This window comes from Marinobacter sp. M3C (assembly GCF_023311895.1).
GTDB lineage: Bacteria > Pseudomonadota > Gammaproteobacteria > Pseudomonadales > Oleiphilaceae > Marinobacter.
The window spans coordinates 1,120,410-1,137,694 of sequence record NZ_CP092284.1 but is presented as its reverse complement, the minus strand read 5'-3'; the positions used below and the strand labels follow the sequence as shown (position 1 = coordinate 1,137,694).

19 protein-coding genes are annotated in these 17,285 nt (G+C 53.8%); 10 read left to right on the top strand and 9 right to left on the bottom strand.

Annotated features, from left to right (window positions below):
- Window positions 1-31: 31 nt before the first annotated feature.
- Window positions 32-382, bottom strand: coding sequence for a hypothetical protein (locus tag MIH18_RS05150; RefSeq protein ID WP_249008281.1), 351 nt, complete (start codon window positions 380-382; stop codon window positions 32-34).
- A 192-nt stretch (window positions 383-574) separates the two neighbouring features.
- On the opposite strand from MIH18_RS05150, the gene MIH18_RS05145 reads away from it, so the two are divergent.
- Both MIH18_RS05145 and MIH18_RS05140 read left to right on the top strand, forming a co-directional pair.
- Entirely contained in the window at window positions 575-865 is a 291-nt protein-coding gene (locus MIH18_RS05145) for a DUF6482 family protein (RefSeq protein WP_249008282.1), read from the top strand.
- Between the two features lie 105 nt (window positions 866-970).
- The gene (locus MIH18_RS05140) at window positions 971-1,435 is read left to right on the top strand and encodes a fibronectin type III domain-containing protein (protein WP_249014080.1); all 465 of its coding nucleotides are present in this window, start codon (window positions 971-973) and stop codon (window positions 1,433-1,435) included.
- 36 nt (window positions 1,436-1,471) lie between these two features.
- On the opposite strand, the gene MIH18_RS05135 is transcribed toward MIH18_RS05140, so the two are convergent.
- From MIH18_RS05135 to MIH18_RS05125, 3 genes are all read right to left on the bottom strand, one after another.
- Window positions 1,472-3,109 carry a FecR domain-containing protein gene (locus MIH18_RS05135; protein ID WP_249014079.1) on the bottom strand — a complete coding sequence of 546 codons (1,638 nt, stop codon included), beginning with the start codon at window positions 3,107-3,109 and terminating at the stop codon, window positions 1,472-1,474.
- Window positions 3,102-3,242: a hypothetical protein gene (locus tag MIH18_RS05130; protein ID WP_249014078.1), complete on the bottom strand. Its 141-nt coding sequence runs from the start codon at window positions 3,240-3,242 to the stop codon at window positions 3,102-3,104. The genes MIH18_RS05135 and MIH18_RS05130 overlap by 8 nt, the downstream gene beginning before the upstream one ends.
- Window positions 3,243-3,356: 114 nt before the next feature.
- Complete coding sequence (locus tag MIH18_RS05125; RefSeq protein ID WP_249014077.1) at window positions 3,357-5,534, bottom strand: DNA topoisomerase III; 2,178 nt, start codon at window positions 5,532-5,534, stop codon at window positions 3,357-3,359.
- A gap of 247 nt (window positions 5,535-5,781) precedes the next feature.
- Here MIH18_RS05125 and MIH18_RS05120 point away from each other — a divergent pair, with 247 nt between their 5' ends.
- Both MIH18_RS05120 and MIH18_RS05115 read left to right on the top strand, forming a co-directional pair.
- Entirely contained in the window at window positions 5,782-6,132 is a 351-nt protein-coding gene (locus tag MIH18_RS05120) for a BolA/IbaG family iron-sulfur metabolism protein (protein ID WP_249014076.1), read from the top strand.
- Window positions 6,129-6,749: an L-threonylcarbamoyladenylate synthase gene (locus tag MIH18_RS05115; RefSeq protein WP_249008287.1), complete on the top strand. Its 621-nt coding sequence runs from the start codon at window positions 6,129-6,131 to the stop codon at window positions 6,747-6,749. The genes MIH18_RS05120 and MIH18_RS05115 overlap by 4 nt, the downstream gene beginning before the upstream one ends.
- 12 nt (window positions 6,750-6,761) lie before the next feature.
- On the opposite strand, the gene MIH18_RS05110 is transcribed toward MIH18_RS05115, so the two are convergent.
- Window positions 6,762-7,415, bottom strand: a complete 654-nt coding sequence (locus tag MIH18_RS05110) for a hypothetical protein (RefSeq protein WP_249014075.1) — start codon at window positions 7,413-7,415, stop codon at window positions 6,762-6,764.
- Between the two features lie 276 nt (window positions 7,416-7,691).
- On the opposite strand from MIH18_RS05110, the gene MIH18_RS05105 reads away from it, so the two are divergent.
- Window positions 7,692-9,323 carry a HAMP domain-containing methyl-accepting chemotaxis protein gene (locus MIH18_RS05105; protein ID WP_249014074.1) on the top strand — a complete coding sequence of 544 codons (1,632 nt, stop codon included), beginning with the start codon at window positions 7,692-7,694 and terminating at the stop codon, window positions 9,321-9,323.
- Window positions 9,324-9,330: 7 nt separating this feature from the next.
- Here MIH18_RS05105 and MIH18_RS05100 read toward each other — a convergent pair whose 3' ends face one another.
- On the bottom strand, window positions 9,331-10,404 hold the full coding sequence (locus MIH18_RS05100; protein WP_249008290.1) for a YeiH family protein: 1,074 nt from the start codon (window positions 10,402-10,404) through the stop codon (window positions 9,331-9,333).
- Between the two features lie 101 nt (window positions 10,405-10,505).
- Here MIH18_RS05100 and MIH18_RS05095 point away from each other — a divergent pair, with 101 nt between their 5' ends.
- Entirely contained in the window at window positions 10,506-11,402 is an 897-nt protein-coding gene (locus MIH18_RS05095) for a LysR substrate-binding domain-containing protein (RefSeq protein WP_249014073.1), read from the top strand.
- Between the two features lie 38 nt (window positions 11,403-11,440).
- On the opposite strand, the gene rnk is transcribed toward MIH18_RS05095, so the two are convergent.
- A complete protein-coding gene (gene rnk / locus MIH18_RS05090) occupies window positions 11,441-11,824 on the bottom strand; it encodes a nucleoside diphosphate kinase regulator (RefSeq protein WP_249008292.1) in 384 nt (127 codons plus the stop codon).
- 442 nt (window positions 11,825-12,266) lie between these two features.
- Window positions 12,267-12,920, bottom strand: coding sequence for a DUF938 domain-containing protein (locus tag MIH18_RS05085; RefSeq protein WP_249008293.1), 654 nt, complete (start codon window positions 12,918-12,920; stop codon window positions 12,267-12,269).
- Between the two features lie 152 nt (window positions 12,921-13,072).
- On the opposite strand from MIH18_RS05085, the gene MIH18_RS05080 reads away from it, so the two are divergent.
- The 4 genes from MIH18_RS05080 (at window position 13,073) to MIH18_RS05065 (ending at window position 16,628) form a co-directional block, all read left to right on the top strand.
- The gene (locus MIH18_RS05080; RefSeq protein ID WP_249014072.1) at window positions 13,073-14,230 is read left to right on the top strand and encodes an ADP-ribosylglycohydrolase family protein; all 1,158 of its coding nucleotides are present in this window, start codon (window positions 13,073-13,075) and stop codon (window positions 14,228-14,230) included.
- Between the two features lie 40 nt (window positions 14,231-14,270).
- On the top strand, window positions 14,271-14,936 hold the full coding sequence (locus tag MIH18_RS05075) for a DUF2238 domain-containing protein (protein ID WP_249014071.1): 666 nt from the start codon (window positions 14,271-14,273) through the stop codon (window positions 14,934-14,936).
- A gap of 107 nt (window positions 14,937-15,043) precedes the next feature.
- Window positions 15,044-16,006: an XdhC family protein gene (locus MIH18_RS05070; protein ID WP_249014070.1), complete on the top strand. Its 963-nt coding sequence runs from the start codon at window positions 15,044-15,046 to the stop codon at window positions 16,004-16,006.
- Window positions 15,990-16,628: a nucleotidyltransferase family protein gene (locus MIH18_RS05065; RefSeq protein WP_249014069.1), complete on the top strand. Its 639-nt coding sequence runs from the start codon at window positions 15,990-15,992 to the stop codon at window positions 16,626-16,628. The genes MIH18_RS05070 and MIH18_RS05065 overlap by 17 nt, the downstream gene beginning before the upstream one ends.
- Here the strand turns inward: MIH18_RS05065 and MIH18_RS05060 are convergent.
- Complete coding sequence (locus MIH18_RS05060) at window positions 16,606-17,181, bottom strand: demethoxyubiquinone hydroxylase family protein (protein ID WP_249008298.1); 576 nt, start codon at window positions 17,179-17,181, stop codon at window positions 16,606-16,608. The genes MIH18_RS05065 and MIH18_RS05060 overlap by 23 nt on opposite strands.
- Between the last annotated feature and the right edge of the window lie 104 nt (window positions 17,182-17,285).

Sequence of the window (17,285 nt, the reverse complement as noted above, 5' to 3'; positions counted from 1 at the left end):
AATCGCTCTAGTTGAGCCTGCATCCACCTCCTTAAGAAAGGCGTTTTGAGTTATCGATAACACGTTTGTGAAGGGGTTCAAGGATGCGCAAACTGGTTGTCCACCAAGGCGTGTGGCCGCCGGATAGCATATCCAACAACGCCATTTGCACCTCTAGCCCTGTGTCCCAGAGCGCAGCGAGTTTTTCAGTGACCATGAGGCGATTTTCCAAAATCATTTTTGGATTTGAGGGAGCGTGCGTCGCCAGCATGCCAGCACGCAAATTGATGGTTGATAGCGCGGCAGGTCCAGCATTCAGGAGCATGCAGCCCAATTTCCGAACATCGGATCTAGCGTCAGGTGTCATCGGAATTATTGCGGAGAGGCGATTAATCTCGGACATTTTGCATTCCAGGAGTGGATTTTTGAGAATGCGGCTTACGATAGTTCGCACCCGTTTATTGCCATATATACGACATCGGGCGCGTAGCCGATTATTCAGATCGCCATCGTAACACCATTATAAATCTGCGAAATGATCTGCAATTCACAAGTTGGCGTAAATCTTAATTCACTCAATGCGAGAATAACGACCATGAACATGACACTTGGCGAACTGAAATCCCGCAAGCACGAACCCATCCGCCTAGCAGAGATTGTGTCCATGGAGGGCCGGTATTACATGGTCCGCTTTTACATTGGTAACACAGGCTATATTTTGGTGAATGATCAGGATAAAGCGATAATGTTTTCGGGCGCTTGCTCAGCACGTGAGGCAATGCGTGGTTTTATTGTGGCGGATTTCGACTTGATTCCGCCAACCGGAACTGACGAAATGATCGGTATGCCGGACTCCAGCTCCGAGCCTATGCGGGTTCAGTTTTAGCGAATTGCCAGTTTGTCTTTGTTGCATTTTTTGAGGACTGCCTAACATCATACACTCGCCACTTTTTTTATAATGTAATTAAATGATGGCATAGTGGTGCTCAAAGTGAGAAGGCTCTCCAGCAGTGTGTTTTACCGGGGCTTGTTGATTGGTGGGATGCTGTTTTTATTGGCGGGCTGTGGCAGTGATGGAGATGAATCGGGTACTGCTGGTGCTGCCAAACCCAGTGCCGTAGTGCCCACGGCAAGTATTACAGCAGGTCGCACGGCGCGTAGGTCAGTAAATTCGACCGCCAATCAGGCGACTTTAAGTTGGAGGGCGCCTGTAACACGAGTAAATGGCGATACTTTAAGCGGCCAAGACTTGGCCAGCTATGAAATTCGTTACGGCACCAGTGCCGAAAACCTCAATCGCTCAGCGGTTTTTGACGGCGCTGCCGGTCTAATTGACATGTCTTACACGATTGAAAACCTGTCTGCTGGTACTTGGCACTTCACCATTCAAGCCAGAGATGATAAGGGGCTGCTAAGCTCACCTTCAGCCGTTGTTAGCAAGAATATCCCCGGTTAATAGGTCGCGCTTCCTGCCCGAATGTCCATTCAACAGTTAATCGATATACAGCTCCCTTGCCGGACCCCAGCGGCTGGCCAGCGCCCCGTCAGAGAGTGCCTTTAGGCGCACAAAATACCGCTTTCCGGGAATCAGGCGCAAGCCTGCCGTCGTTCCCGGTATATCTGCTTCCTTAATGATCGGATAAAAATCAGGCTCTGCAGACAGCTGCATACGATACTTGCTGGCTGTTTCCACCGATTCCCAGAATATTCGCACCTGCTGATCCAGATAGTTCACAGAGATAATGCTCACCGGCGGCAAGCTGCCGTCGACAACCAAGCTGTTGGCGTTGCTGATGGCGGTGGAGTCGCCGCCGGCCTCTGTTTTAACCCGCCAGTAATATTGGCCGGGAGACAGTGGTCGGGACAGCTGTGCCTCGCTTTGTTGTGCCCAGTCGCTGGTTGCGATCAGGTCTTCGAACTGCGGCCTGGCTGAGATCTGGATTTGTGCAATTTCGCTGTCGCCGTTCAGGCTCCAGCTAAATTCGGGCTGATTGGTGGTGGTTGTGCCGTTGGCAGGTTCTAACAATTCGGCGGCTCGGGCTTGAAGGTCAATACTAAATGGCACAACCGCAGGCAAACCTTTGATACCTTGGTAGTCTAAAGCCGCAAGCTGAATTTCATAACGGCCATTGTTCAGCCGGCTTATGTCAAAACGGTCATCGGCCAGTGTGCGACTGTCTACCCATCGCCCGCTGTCGATGTCAAAAATATCCAGCTTGTAAGTCTTTGCAAGGCTTTGCCATTGCAATTCTGCGGGCAACTTACGCAGAACAGACGGTAGGCCGGTAACGATGGGAGGCGAGGCAAGCTTGTGCAGGCGAACATTGCCGCCGGGCTGGGCGGCAACGTGAGCACCGTAACCCGCGGGCACTTCTACGGAGCGCCCCTGCTGGCTAAATTCAACTTGGCCATTCATAACCTGCAAGCCTGTGCCCCCGGCGTTTGCCTGAATCGCAAACTGAGTGCCATTCACCGCGGCCGTTGCCGAAGGGGTCTCGATTTCGAAACGGCTGCCCCCGCTGACCACGTACTTTACGCGGGTGATAACCTCGCCACGATTCAGCCGTAAACGGGTATCAATCATGCCCGGTTTGCCAAACTGGGTCATGCGGTTAAAAGCCAGTCTGGAATTGGGTGACAGGCGGATTTCAGAACCTTCGGCCAGGATGACAGTGGCCCTACCGGAACCGGACAGTAACTCGTCACCAGCGCGAATCAGTGTGTTTACGGTCAGTGGCCGGCGCTGGCCGTTGCTGGTTAGCAGTTGCACCAAACCAGATACAGAGGTTGCGCGGGCCGGCTGGGGCTGGCGCTTAAGCCAGTCCATAGGGATGCGCACCTGCTCGCCTGTCACCGGCAGCAAGGCATTGTTCAGGCTGTTGTGTTTTAGCAGTTGCTGGGCGTTGTAGGGTGGGGCCAGTAACTGCGTGGCCAGCTGCTGAACGCTGTCACCTTTTTGCAGGGTGTAAACCCATTCAGCGAGTGCCGTACCCGAGCTGTTTGCGGACACACCCGAGCCCATCGCAAGTGGCAAGTGGGCTTGTACGGATGTGTTGGAAAGTAGCGCAACTAAGAACAGTGGTAAAATACGCACTATTAGAATACTGCTACGCAGCATTTTATCAGTCATTGGCCGCTATCACTTGCGCTTGCACTACACCTGTTTTAAAAGCATCGCAACTCTGACCGCAACTCTCACCGCGTCCGCAAATAATGCCCTGTACATGCTGGGATTGCTCATCCTCAAGCAGCGCAATGCGCATCTGGCTCTCCTGCAATCAGTAAATGACTATTCAGCGTGCGGCCGCCCGGTTAAGTTCGTTCTAACACCAATGCGCATCAACACATTGTCGCAAAATCTGGCATCGGATTCTATTTCATTTTGTAGCTGTTTTTACCGGCAGGTCGGGTTTTCCGTTTATATCGTTCACTGTTTGACGGCAGGCGGGGAAAGAACTGCAGCCCCAGAACCAACCTTTTTTACTTTTACGCCTGACCAGGGGCGAAAAACAGAATGGGCAGGGGACCGGTTTTTGGCTGCTACCATCTTCCGGGCTGTGGTCTTCCAGCGGGCGGGTGCCTTTGCAACCCGGGTAGCGGCTGCAAGCGTAAAAGGCACCGAATTTGCCCTTGCGCTCAACCATGCCGGCGCGGCACTTGGGGCAATGCGGGGCATCTGGGTTGGTTACTACCTGAGGAACTGCAGGAACCGAGGGCGCCGGGTGCCCGATAAATCCCTGAATTTCTTGTTTCAGGGAATCCAGAAACTGTCGCGGCTGCGCTTCGCCGCGCTGAATGGCTTCCAGTGTGGCTTCCCAAACGGCGGTACGGTCGGGTTTGCTGACAGAGTCTGGCAGCGCGTTTATCAAGCTTTTACCCTTATCGCTGGCGCGGATGTGGCGGCCATCGCGGAAAAAGTAGTCGCGTTTGAACAGGGTTTCCAGAATAGCGGCGCGGGTAGCTTCGGTGCCCAGTCCATCCGTCTCGCGCAGCGTTTTTCGCAGTTCCGGGTCGTCAACGAAGCGCGCGATGTTGGTCATTGCTGCCAGCAGCGTCGCGTCAGTAAAGTGTTTGGGGGGTTGGGTTTGTTGCTGCAACACCTGTGTGCCGTCGCACAGCACCGGATCGCCGGTGCCCAGCCGAGGCAGTGCGGGTTTTTCGGGTTTGGCTTTGGCGTCGCGCAATTTCAGTTCAAGCGCTTTCCAGCCGGGCTGTAAAACAGCGGTTTCTGAGGTGCGGAACAGGTGGTCGCCTAACTTTACTCCCAATTTGCCCTCGCGATGGATGGCATCTGCCGCAAATTGCATCAAATAGTAGCGGCTGATCAAATTGTAGATCTGGGCTTCTTTTCCAGATAGCGCACCACCCGATCTACTCCGGCAAGTGGGAATAATGGCGTGGTGGGCGTCTACTTTTTTGTCATTCCAGGCTGCGGTTTTTCGTTGCAAATCGGCTGTGTTGCAGACTTCGGCAAGGTCGATATCGACCTTGCCGACAGCGTCTATAACCTGCTGGCGTTGATTGTAATGTTCCAGCGGTAGATAACGGCTGTCAGACCGTGGGTAAGTAATGAGTTGGTGGCGTTCGTACAGGCTCTGCGCAGTATCCAGCACTTCTTTGGCGGCCATACGGAACAATCGACCGGCTTCGATTTGCAACGCCGAAAGCGACAGAGGCAGTGGCGGCGGCTCTGAGCGGTCGCGAAAGCGGGATTCGCAGATTTTGCCTGGCCTCCCTTCAACCGCGGCGGCGACCTGTTCCGCCGCGCTGCGGTCCAGCAAGCGGTTTTCGCTGTCCAGCAGTTGCTGGTAATCTTCACCTGGCACCCAGCGCGCGCTAAAGATGCGTGTGTCAGAGTCTTCTTCCATGCCGTGAAAGCGGGCTTCCAGCGGGAAAAAGTCCTGAGGTTGAAACTGCTCAATGTGCTGGTCGCGCTTAACCACTAGGCCCAGTACCGGGGTTTGCACCCGGCCAACGGAGTAAACGCCCTGCTGGCCTTTTGTTTGATAGAGCAGCGTGTAGAAGCGGGTCAGGTTCAAGCCGTAAAGCCAGTCTGCGCGCTGGCGCGCCAGGGCCGAAGCCGACAACCGAAGGAAATCACGGTTATCGCGGGTCTGTTTGAGTGCCTTTGCTACCGCAGCCGGGGTTAAATCGTTAATCAGCAGGCGCCTTACGGGTGCACCCGTGCCCACATAGTGAATTACCTCGTCTACCAGCAGCTGGCCTTCTCGGTCCGGGTCGCCGGCGTGGGTAATTTCGCTGGCTTTGCGAATCAGTGATTGCAGTACTTTAAGCTGAGCGGCAACGCCGGTTTTCGGAGTGAGCTGCCACTTTTCCGGGAACATCGGCAGCTGGTCGGCACGCCAGTTTTTCCAGGCCGGATTATAGCTGGCGGGTTCGGCGGGCTCCAGCAAATGGCCGATACACCAGCTGACTGTAACCGCACTGCTGCCACTGCCGCAGCGAATCCAGCCCTGGCCTTTTTGTTGGGGCTGGGGCAGAGCAGCGGCGATGGCACGGCCAAGGCTGGGTTTTTCGGCGATATAAAGGTGCATGGTGTTCCCGTTTGGCTTAAAACTGACGTGGAGTGCGAATTTAAGATCGAATTTAAGAGTGAGTTTAAGGGTGGCTGGCGAGCAGATTAAAGAGCGCCCCGGCAAAAACCTGGGTGTCAGGCGTTGGGTCCGCTACCCTTGCTCGTCGCGAATGTGGAGGTTCATCGCAACGCTGTCAAGGTTGTCGGGTTTAGCAATTGATATATAGTAGACTGTTGATATGCAAACAACGAAGAGCGAGTGAGTGATGGACGTGCAGAAAATAATCGAAGCCAAGTTGCACCAGGCTTTTGATGCCCAGGTGATGATAACCGAGAACGAAAGCCACAAACACAACGTGCCGCCCAATTCGGAAACCCATTTCAAGGTGACCCTGGTATCACCGGCATTTGTGGGGCAATCAAAGGTGAAACGCCATCAGGCGATATATCAAGTACTGGCTGCCGAGCTGGCTGCTGGTGTGCATGCGCTGGCCATGCACCCCTTTACGCCTGAGGAATGGGTCGCGCAAAATCAATCCACACCCGATTCCCCAAACTGCCTGGACGGCTCGAAAAACGACCCCGGGGCAAGCTTTAACAAGAGGGCTGATTCATGAGTCAGTTTTTTCAGGTTCATCCGGATAATCCGCAAAAGCGCCTTATTAATCAGGCGGTGGATATTCTTCGCAAAGGCGGCGTTATTGCGTACCCGACCGACTCGGGCTATGCGTTAGGCTGCCATTTGGGTGACAAATCTGCTTCTGACCGCATAAAGCGCATTCGCAAGTTGGACGACAAGCACAACTTCACCCTCGTCTGCAGGGACTTGTCAGACATTGGCACTTACGCCAAGGTTGATAATACCACCTACCGCCTTCTTAAAACCTACACACCCGGTGCTTACACTTTCATTCTGGACGCCACTAGCGAAGTGCCACGGCGTTTGTTGCACCCCAAGCGCCGCACTATTGGCGTACGTGTTCCTGACAACGCGGTTGTGCATGCACTTTTGGGAGAGTTGGGCGAACCCATCATGAGCAGCACGTTGATACTGCCCGGCGAAACCGAGCCAATGACCGATCCGGAAGACATTCGCGATGCGCTCGAGCACGAGCTGGACTTGATTATTGACGGTGGTTTCTGCGGCATGGAAGCAACGACGGTGGTTAACTTCACCAGCGGCAGCCCGGAAGTAACACGGATAGGCAAGGGCGACCCGTCGCCATTTGAGTAAGCTCGTTCCAGATCAGGCCCTAGCGTTGAAGCTCAACGCGTAATCCCGGGCCGTGTTGGCCGGGGCCGTTGACACGGCTCCGGCGTTGCGGCGCAGTGAGTCGTAGCGGTGCACCAGGTCTTGTAGGCCGTTGAACTGCTGGTTCTCGCTGACCAGTGTGCTCAGTAGCGAGTTGTTCACGCCGTAGGCCTTCTCTAACTTCAGAGCGTTGTCCATAAAGTGCAGCGTAGGTTCGTTCATACTCATTCGCCGGAACGCATCCTGAAACGCGGTGTTTACGTTCAAGTCCCCGGCAATGCGTGCAAACGCCGGGTTCTGGCCTTTGCCTTCAACCGCGATGTTTCCCTGCTCGTCATTTTTGATGTGAATCGCCGTTGCCGGGGGCACGTTGTACTCGGCAAGTTTGTGCCGCAGTGTTTCTCTGATAAAGGCAAGATCCTGCCCGACGCTTTTTTTGTAATCGGTAATCGCGAGCTTGCTTACCTTACGTGCCGAGTCGTCTTCTTTGCTTCCGGAAGGTGTGAACCGGTCTGCCCCGGGCGGCGCAGGCAGTTCCGCTTTGCCCTGAGCACGGCTGCCAGTGCCGACAGGCGCAATAGGTGGGCGTTTTTCCAGCGCAGTGTGTAATTCGCTGCCGGCACGAAGCAGGGTAGACAGTAGTGACATGGCAGTGCCCTCCAGCGGCAGTGTCGAGTTTGGCGTACGAGGTTTTTAGCCACTGCAATCACGTAAGCAAGTAGCGGGCCAGCTCGCGTTTGACGTAATCGCACGTTAAATTGACTTGGGTCCAATGAATTCCAGGGAGTTTTGCGGTAAAGTTCGCCGTCTTTTGGCCGTCACCCTAAATAAGCAGCGCCGGTTGAAGTTCCTGATTCGTGCCCCCCCCGTCTTTGCGGCTTGAATTCCCGTTGTCGTCAAAGCCATCTACAAGCCAGGTTGACTATGAAAAAACACTATTCCATTCGCTTTATGCTTCTTTTAGCACTTGCGACGGCGTTTTCACTTGTGCTCGCGTTCACCGTGTTTTTTAGCGCACAGTCCCAGCGTGAACACGTGGAGGAATTCAGCCACAAATATGTAGACGGCTTGGCGAAATCTTACTTTGATGCGCTCAACACCATGATGGTGACGGGCACCATGCACAATCGTGAAATTCTGCGTGAGAAGACGATGGCGCCGGAAGACGTGCTGAACGTGCGAGTGGTGCGCAGCGATCACCTGAACCGGATTTTTGGCAGCGGTAACATCGCAGAACAAACGCGCGGCCCGCTTGACGAGAAAGCGCTGGCGGGTGAGCGCATAGAGCATTATTCAAGCAATGAAAGCGGCCGGGTTTACACCCTGATTGAGCCGGTGATTGCGATGGCAGATTATCAGGGTGTGAATTGCCTGGGGTGTCACCAGGCTCAGGAAGGGGACGTGCTGGGTGCCATCCGTATCGAATATTCCGTGGCTGAAACCGATGCACGGTTGCAGACGCAGTTGCTGACCAGTGCGGGCACTCAGGCGGTTCTCTTATTGGGGGTATTTGCAATTACCGCATGGGTGTTGGGGCACTTGGTGTTTTCGCGCTTGCGCCGTTTGCGTGACCGCATGGATGAAATATCCCGCAACTCGGATCTGACCCTTGAACTGGATGTGGTGCGTAACGATGAAATTGGCTTGGTGTCCAACGCGTTCAACCGCATGATCAGTAAAATACGAGACAGCATGAACCAGGTTATGGTGAGTGCCGAGCATGTCGAGCAAGCTGCGCGTGATATTGCCAGCAAGGCCGGCGCTAGCGAACGGGAAGTGGTGAGCCAGCGCGACAACACCGATCAAGTGGCCAGTGCGACTACGGAAATGGCGGCGTCTGCGCTGCAGGTGCAGGAAAACGCCATCACCACCACGCGAAAATCGGCAGCTACGGCCGAAGCGGCCGGGCTGGGCGAGGAGCTAGCGCAAAGTGCGGTCGGCGGCATTGAGACGTTAAATGCCGAGGTGCAAAACGGTGCCCAGCGTATCGAAGCTTTGAACCAGCGCACCGCGAAAATGACAGCGATGCTGGAGACCATTTCCAATATTGCCGATCAAACGAATCTGCTGGCGCTAAACGCCGCCATCGAGGCAGCTCGAGCTGGCGAAGCCGGCCGCGGATTCTCCGTGGTTGCCGATGAAGTGCGGGCTCTGGCGTCGCGCACTCAAGTGTCTACGGCTGACATTCGCGACACGATTAACGGCCTGAAAGAAGAGGTAATGGGTTGTTTATCGACCATGCGCGGTGCTTCAGACCTGGCCAGCCAGCAGGTAGATGCCATTTTGAAGGTACAGGCCGAATTGAAAACCATCGCCCAAGCCACTCGTGAAATTACCAGCCTGAATCAAGAAATGGAAAGCGCGGCTAACGAACAAAGCAACGTGTCTGATGCTATCAACCAGAACGTGATTGAAATCAGCCGGTCTGCCGAGCAAACCACATTAGAAGCCCAGCAAACTGCGCAGATAGCGGCTGAATTGCTGGTAATGGCGGAAAATCTACGCCAGACAATTGGTCAGTTCAAACTGGCACCGGGGCAGGACAGCCCCGGTTAGAGATGGCTTAACCGATCAGCAAGCGGTTGAGGATATAGCCGCCAACGGTCAGAAAGGCAAACAGGCAACCGGCCAATATCAGAGGGCGTAGCCCGGCACGGCGTATCGCAGACATCTGTGTGCTCAAGCCCAGTGCAGTCATCGCCATGGATAGCAGGAACAGGTCAACATGGCGAATAGCGTTGGTGGCCGTGGCGGGCATGGCAATCACAGAGTTAACCGCAGCCGCCGCCAGGAACAGAACCGCAAACCAGGGAATGACTAGCTTCTGCCGTTGTTTTTTGCCAGCGCCAGCGTTTGTTTTACGATTTGGCAGGCGTACGTTGGCCAGAATAAGCAGGAACGGCGCCAGCATCATTACCCGTACCATTTTTTCTATGATGGCGCTGTTAGCCGCTTCAGTGCTGATTGCCTGGCCAGCAGCAACTACCTGCGCAACCTCATGAACGGTAGAGCCCACGTAAATGCCAAACTGGTGTTCGGTCATGCCCAGTAGCGGATACATCAATGGGTAAAGAAACATGCTGATGGTGCCGAAAATCACCACCGTTGCGACGGCGACGGATACCTGATCACTTCTGCCTTTCACCACGGGCTCGGTCGCCAAAACCGCAGCCGCACCACAAATAGAAGCGCCGGCGCCGATTAAAATGGCTGTTTCTTTCTCCATCTTCATCCAGCGCCGGCCGATGAGCTGCGCCAGCGCAAAGGTAGAGGCAATCATGATGGCATCTAGTAACACACCGTTAGCGCCAACCGCGCTGATCTGCTGAAAGGTGATGCCAAAGCCGTAAAGAATAATACCCAGCCTTAGCAATGAGCCCTTTGCCAAGAATATGCCATCGGCCAGAATAGCGGGTTGATTGCGCAGAACCGTATTGCCCGCCACAATGCCAAGAACAATTGCCAGCGTTAACGGGCCCATGCTCATACTCTGAAACCAGGATTGTTGGGCCAGAACAAACGCGGCGCCGGCCAGTGCGGCCACTAGCGCAAGGCCCGGCACAATCTGCTTTTTGGGGGTTTCTGTTGCGATATTTGTGGGGTCTGCTAATGCTGTGTGTTGCTCTGCAGTATTCACCTGCGTTCTCCGAATAGCGTTGAGATGGTGCTACCTTACGCCCGCGTTATGACGTGATCGAATATGCTTTTATTAAATACTTATAAGCTGAGGTTATAGTGTTGAATCTGCATCTAATGAGGATTTTTTATACAGTGGTGCAGGAAGGCAGTTTTTCCGGCGCGGCGACTGTTTTGCACATCAGCCAGCCTGCGGTATCTCAGGGCGTGCGTGAGCTGGAAAGTCAGCTGGGGCTGACGCTGGTCGATCGTGGTCAGTCGCGCAAAAGCCAGCATGGTCAAAAACTTCAGCTGACCGCCGGTGGTAGTGCGGTATTTGATCATGCTCGCGGTATTTTTGCGTTGGAAAAAGCCGCCGTGGATGACATAGAAGCCCGCGTAGGCGCACACATTGGCAACCTGACGTTGGGCGCTAGTACCACCGTGGCCGGTTATTGGCTGCCGGCGGCGATTGCCGGATTTACGCGCCGATATCCAGGCATTAAAGTGAACGTGCGCGTCGCAAACACCCAGGTAATCAGTGAATGGTTGTTGGATTGCCAGTTGGATCTGGCGATCGTTGAAGGCGATGTGGAAGACCCCCGGATTGAAAGCCGCCATTGGCGCAACGAAGGCTTGTTGCTGGTGGCAGGAACGGAGTGGACGCAGGGCAACGGCGTCTTGGAGCGACTGAACAGTGGCTGCTGGATCCAAAGGGAAGTGGGGTCTGGAACGCGCTCGGTGTGCGATCGCTTACTTGCTAGCTTGGGCGTTGTACCGAAAACCACCTTGCAGATAGCGTCAAACGAGGGTATTGCTCGGTGCGTTACCAACGGTATGGGTTTTGCGCTCTTGCCCAGGATAGTGATCAGCGAATTACTGGAGCTAGAACGGTTACAGGAAGTGGCGTTACCCGGTGCAGAACATTTGAGCCGGTCACTGTGTGAATTAAAATTCCGTGGCCGGCCTTTGTCGCCATCGGCCCAGGCGTTTGCTGACATCTTGCACAACAAAGCCTAGGCGATAACCGGGCGCCGATTATCACGGCGCGGGCCGGCTTATTTCCGGCGCTGGACCGAAATGATTTTTAGGTGCAGGTTTTTGCGACCGCGCACAGGCCATTCGATGGATTCGCCCACGCTCAAACCCAGCAGCGCCGAGCCAGCGGGGGCCAGAATAGATATTTTACCTTCGCCGTCACCCATCTCGTGGGGGTAGACTAAGGTTAACTGATGTTCTTTTTTGCTGTCTTCGTCTTGAAAACGCACCGCCGTGTTCATGGTAACCACTGTGTCGGGCATATTTACCAACGGCACCAGGGTTGAACGGCTGAGCTCTTCATCCAGCGCGGCAACGGTTTCTGAGTCGCCCTGTTTTTTAATCATGCTAGACAGGCGGTTAAAATCTTCTTCAGCAACCAAAATCGCTGGCAATTCGGACATCGTAATCTCCAGAAAATAAAAAGTGTAAAGCAATGTAGATATAAAACGCCGAACCCGGCGCTAAAAAAGCGGATTCAGCGAACAGTAAGAAACGCAAAAGCGTACTTTCACATCGGCCTGGCGGACGATGTGAAAGTACGAATAGTTAAACTTTAGAAAGAACTTGCTCCCAATAGGGCCTTTTGTGCGGGAAAACAGTGAAATATTGGCCTAAAAAGGCTTTCAGTCAATCTATAACCTTTTGCCGACTTCCACAAGCCTTGCACGGTTGAATTTGTGACTGGTTTTTGTGGAAAATATCGGTATTTTATCGATCGACTCCAAAATACGGCGAAATAATCCAGGTGTCTACATTGTGATCGAACTCATTATTCTAGCGCTGGCGCTCAGCATGGACGCCTTCGCCGTTGCTGGGGGGGCGTTGTGCTCATTTTGATTGGCTTTAAAGTGCTTCTGTTTTAGTGGTTGTGTGCCACACCAGCAGCTGATTGTTGGCGGGCATGGTGTGGTCTTGCGCTAGAACCATACCGTGGCTTTGTGCCAGTTCGATCAAGTTCTCAATATTGCGAATGCCCATGTGCGCCGCGTGGCTTCGAAGGTGCTGGTCAAAACTCTGATTGCTGGCGCTGGTAAAGTCGCCATTGTATTTGAACGGGCCGTAAAGACAGAACTGCCCGCGTTCTTCGTTCCCCAATAAGGCTGAATCCGCCAGGCCTTTGCCCACGCCCGCAAACATCGCTTCCACTTCGTGCCAGGCCATGATGTGGGCGGTGTTAGCTGAAAATACACCATTAAACGCCTTCACTGGCCAAGGCTCCTGGCTCACATTCAAGGCAACGGGGTTTCCAATATTGGGCAGCTTGGCATCGTTCAGCCAGGGCTGGCAAAGTTGGTAATGATTGGAGCACTGATTGGGATGATCACTGGTTTGCCAATAAATATGGGGCAGGTGAGTGGCGAAGTGCACCGCGTGTTGCCCTGTCCCAGAGCCAATTTCCAAGACGGTGGCGGGCGTTGTGAAAACCTGTCGCAGTACGCCGAGTATCGGCCCCTTGTTGTTTTCGCAGGCTTGCGAAAAAGGCTTCTCCGGATGCATGGCGTGTCCTTGTGAACGTTGGAAATAAAGCGATCTGACCAATGTGTAAAGATACATCGCAGGGTGAAGGGCGTAAAAGCACTATGCGCACTCTACAACAATGCCACTTACTTTTTCACAGCAATGGCACTTAATTGAAGGAACCTGATTTTATGAACTCATCCAAGCTTTCGCTAATGCAAGAGCGCGCTCGCGCGGCACTTCAGAATTCATTTGTGGCTGACTCCTTGGCTATGCCTGTGCACTGGTATTACCGGGTGGGCGATATTTTCGCCGCGTTTCCAAACGGCGTTAGTGCTTATGAGGCGCCGCCAGAATGGCATCCGTCGTCTATTATGTCTCTGCACTCTACTGCTCAGGGTGGCCGCAAAGCCTCGGCCATGGCGGCGCCAGATGTGGTTGGCGACGTTATACTGAAAGGCCGTCGCCAACACTGGGACCGCGCGAACGTGCATTACCATGTGGGCATGGCCGCAGGTGACAATACCCTGAACGCCCACTGCGCCAGACTGCTAATGCGCACCTTGGCAGAGGCTGAGCAGAGTCGTGGCCATGCAGAGGGTGTGGAAATTGGCTCAGAGAATGACGGAAAAATGCAAGGCAGTGCGTACAGCGTGGACGATTTTGCCGCTCGCTACATCGACTTCATGACAGCCGACGTGCCACAACACCCGGACACTTACGCTGAGTCCTACCATCGCGGCTTTTTTCACAACTACGCTCAGGGATTGCCACCGCGCAAATGCGGAGCAGTAACCCACGACACCGCATCGGTCGGCGGCTTGGTCACCATCGCGCCACTGGCGCTGCAAAGCCTGTTAAACGGCTTGCCATTAGAACAAGTGCAAGCGCAGTGTCGAGAGCACTTGTTTCTAACCCACCCCAGCGACGAGTTGGCACTGGTCTGTGATGCTTACGTAGGCCTGATAGCGAAGTTGTTGCTGCGGCCTGATGGGGAACAGCCTACCAATGAGCAATTACTGCAATCTGTTCCGGCACGTACGCGCAAAGCGTTATTGGCCGCGATTGAAAAGCAGGCCCCAGATTCCGATGTGGTGGGCCGTATGCTATCCCCCGCGTGCTATATTTCCGATTCCTGGCCCGCGCTGCTGTACTTTTTATGCCGCTACCGCGATCAACCACAACAGACATTGCTGGCCAACACCCACGTGGGTGGCGACAATGTTCACCGTGGGGCCGTACTGGGGGTTCTTTTGGGTTTGTTGCGCGGCCAAAGCGAGCAGGTGTGGTTTTCGCACCTGGTAGATGCACAAACAATTGATCAGGAAATTCTGCAGCTAGTGAATTGATCTGGTCGCGGTTACCAAACCACAATTTTCAAGGCCTTGCATGCAAAAGCGACTGATTCACCGACGCCTGACATTTTTTCTCCAGATTATTCTGGTCGCCGAAATACTGGCCGCCACCTGGCAGCAACAGTGGCTGGCGATGGTGCTTACCATTGGCATTTTGCTTATTACTCTGGCGCCTCTGGTTATTGGTCGCTTTTTTCGTGTTTTCATACCACCTGAATTTGTGCTTCTTGCCATCCTGTTTGTGTTCGCGTCGCTGTTTTTAGGGGAGGTACGCGGTTACTACACCCGTTATTGGTGGTGGGATATTGCCTTGCACACCAGCTCCGGCTTCTTGCTGGGCATTGTCGGGTTTTTGCTGGTGCATGTAATGAACGAAGTTGAAGATATTAATCGACATATGCGCCCCGGTTTTGTCGCCTTTTTTGCTTTTTTGTTCGCCGTAGCCATCGGCGCCCTGTGGGAAATCTTTGAATTTGCCATGGACACTTTATTGGGTTTGAATATGCAAAAACCCATGCTGGGCGACCCCTCAGGCCTGACCGACACCATGTGGGACCTGATCGTAGATACTCTGGGTGCGCTGGTTATCTCGATTTTGGGCTATCGGTATGTCAGAACCGGCAAGAACGAATCGTTCCTGGAGCGCTGGATACAGGATTTTGTAAAAGGGAACCCGAGCATGTTCAATCGGGACAAGTAGCCTCCGTGTGATCAGTGCTTTGACAGTTTGGTGGTGAATTATCGACTGTAGAGCATCTGCACAGCAAAGCCGAAACGGTGCAGTTGGACCGGGAAAACAGGGTAATCATGCAGTATCTTGATCTTGACGTTATTGAACATGCTTTTAACTGGAGTAAATCCGGTAACACTGTTTGGCTGTGCACCGTATTGGCAACCTATGGCTCCTCTCCTCGTGCTCCGGGAGCCATGCTGGTGGCCCGTCAAGATGGCCGACATGTGGGGTCGCTTTCTGGCGGTTGTGTGGAAGAAGACTTTTTAGGGCAGCTGCAGGCTGGAAGATTTTCTTCGGTCAACGAGATCATTCGTTACGGTGACAATAACGCAGAAAAAGAGCGTTTAAAGCTTCCTTGCGGTGGCATACTTGAGGTTCTGGTTGAGCGTTTTCCGCCTTCCGAAGAACACCAGCACCAGTTGTATCAACTGCAGCAATCGTTGCTCGGGCAGCAGCGCTGTATACGAACAGTCAACCTGGACACGTCAGAAGTCAGCCTTCTGCCGGACACGGGCGAAGGCCCCCGAGTAGAAAAATCGGGGGCCATTGTGCGAGTCAGAATTGGCCCGGTTCGCCGACTGGTGATTGCGGGTATTTCGCCGGTGTCAGTAGCTTGTGCGGATTTTGCCAAGACATTGGGTTTTGAAGTGGTTGTTTGTGACCCCAGGGAAGACATGTTGTCCACGTTTGATGTTCCAGGCGTGAACGTTCAGCCGGTGTTAGCGTCTTTATACCTTGCACGGCAAGGCTGTCATGCTGAAACAGCGATCGTGGCTCTATCCCATGATCCGCGCATTGACGATTTAGCGATGATTGATGCGGTAAAAACGCCTGCTTTCTATATTGGGGCTATGGGCTCTGAGAAAACTTCTGCAACCCGGGCTGAGCGATTGCGCCGCTCGGGAGGGCTTAGCGAACAGGAGGTATCCCGCATTCACATGCCGATAGGGCTGAATATTGGCAGTAAAACACCCGCCGAGATCGCGCTAGCCGTGATGGCCGACATTGTCCGAATTTATTATGGCCGAGATAAATAATATGGAATGGCCTACAGGGTTGGTCAATGGCGACGTCATTGCCATTGTGCTGGCCGCAGGCCGTTCACAACGTTTTGGTTCTGATAAACGCCTGACGCTTTTCGCGGACGGCGAGACTTTGTTGAGCCAAACCCTGTCTGCCGTACTCCCTAATTTTTCGCATACGTATGTGGTACTGAAAGCAGGAGATGACCCGAAGACGTTGTTATCGCAGGCGTACTTACAACAAGTGCAGATCCTGAGAGCGCCGCATGCCAATTGTGGTTTGGGTAGTAGCCTTGCCGATGCCTTGCAGATGCTTCAAAACGCGGATGGTCTTGCGGCAGCGATTTTTCTCGGCGATATGCCTTGGTTATCACCCGCAACATGTCAGAAATTAATCGCTTTCGCGACAGCGGAAAACATTGTCCGCCCACGTTATAAAGGCCAGGCAGGGCACCCGGTTATCTTTGGCCGAAATTTCTGGTCCGAGTTGCAACAGGTTAAAGGAGAGGAAGGGGCGCGCGAGTTGTTTAAACATCGTATCCAACACTGCATCTGGGTGGACGTTGATGATCCTGGAGTGACATTGGATATTGATTACCCTCGTGATCTTTCACCTAAAGAAATCGCGCCAACCTGACGGCGCTCCGGGAGCCCCCGCCCACCATGGTCGTCCACAGACTCATGCTGGCTGTCGGCTTTCCGGTACGCCTTTGGGCTGCGTCATCTCTGTGTGCCACTTCATCCAGGCGGCAGGTTTCAAACAGGTCCAGTACCGCCCGTTCGGCCTCGCGATGAACGCACGGGCTGAGTGATTGAATCTGGGCCTGATAATGCAGATCAACAAATGTTTCGACGGCTTCGATGGTGGCAAAGACGGCGTTTTTGCCCGCTAGAGAAGGCAGAAACCCAGTTAGAAATCCTGCCAATCGCCATAGTGGCAACATCAGACTGCGGCGGTAACAAACAATGAGGTCATCGAACATACCGAGGTGCTGCTGCTCGGTCTGCAAGTGTTCCCTCGCGAACTCCAGCAACGCTCCGGTCGGCCGTGCGGCCAGAATGCCACGATATATCCACACCGCACCGGTTTCGCCTGCGTGACTGCACCTCAGCTCTTGCTGGAACTGCCGGCTAATGCCGGTTCGCTCGAGATTGTCCTTGTGCTTCTGATCAATCCGTAATGAGGGCATGTGTCTGTAGTCTTGTTGAGGTCTAGAAGATTACGGACCAAACTTGCCGAGCGATGACTTAACTTTGATTAACGCGCTTATACCTGGGCGATGGGCGGCGATAT

Coding starts and splice junctions, on each gene's coding strand:
- MIH18_RS05120 (WP_249014076.1), top strand. CDS start 5,782: ATGGACGTGCAGAAAATAATCGAAGCCAAGTTGCACCAGGCTTTTGAT.
- MIH18_RS05105 (WP_249014074.1), top strand. CDS start 7,692: ATGAAAAAACACTATTCCATTCGCTTTATGCTTCTTTTAGCACTTGCG.
- MIH18_RS05125 (WP_249014077.1), bottom strand. CDS start 5,534: ATGCACCTTTATATCGCCGAAAAACCCAGCCTTGGCCGTGCCATCGCC.
- MIH18_RS05150 (WP_249008281.1), bottom strand. CDS start 382: ATGTCCGAGATTAATCGCCTCTCCGCAATAATTCCGATGACACCTGAC.
- MIH18_RS05135 (WP_249014079.1), bottom strand. CDS start 3,109: ATGACTGATAAAATGCTGCGTAGCAGTATTCTAATAGTGCGTATTTTA.
- MIH18_RS05085 (WP_249008293.1), bottom strand. CDS start 12,920: ATGCATCCGGAGAAGCCTTTTTCGCAAGCCTGCGAAAACAACAAGGGG.
- MIH18_RS05075 (WP_249014071.1), top strand. CDS start 14,271: ATGCAAAAGCGACTGATTCACCGACGCCTGACATTTTTTCTCCAGATT.
- MIH18_RS05115 (WP_249008287.1), top strand. CDS start 6,129: ATGAGTCAGTTTTTTCAGGTTCATCCGGATAATCCGCAAAAGCGCCTT.
- MIH18_RS05110 (WP_249014075.1), bottom strand. CDS start 7,415: ATGTCACTACTGTCTACCCTGCTTCGTGCCGGCAGCGAATTACACACT.
- MIH18_RS05145 (WP_249008282.1), top strand. CDS start 575: ATGAACATGACACTTGGCGAACTGAAATCCCGCAAGCACGAACCCATC.
- MIH18_RS05080 (WP_249014072.1), top strand. CDS start 13,073: ATGAACTCATCCAAGCTTTCGCTAATGCAAGAGCGCGCTCGCGCGGCA.
- MIH18_RS05060 (WP_249008298.1), bottom strand. CDS start 17,181: ATGCCCTCATTACGGATTGATCAGAAGCACAAGGACAATCTCGAGCGA.
- MIH18_RS05065 (WP_249014069.1), top strand. CDS start 15,990: ATGGCCGAGATAAATAATATGGAATGGCCTACAGGGTTGGTCAATGGC.
- MIH18_RS05130 (WP_249014078.1), bottom strand. CDS start 3,242: ATGCGCATTGCGCTGCTTGAGGATGAGCAATCCCAGCATGTACAGGGC.
- rnk (WP_249008292.1), bottom strand. CDS start 11,824: ATGTCCGAATTGCCAGCGATTTTGGTTGCTGAAGAAGATTTTAACCGC.
- MIH18_RS05070 (WP_249014070.1), top strand. CDS start 15,044: ATGCAGTATCTTGATCTTGACGTTATTGAACATGCTTTTAACTGGAGT.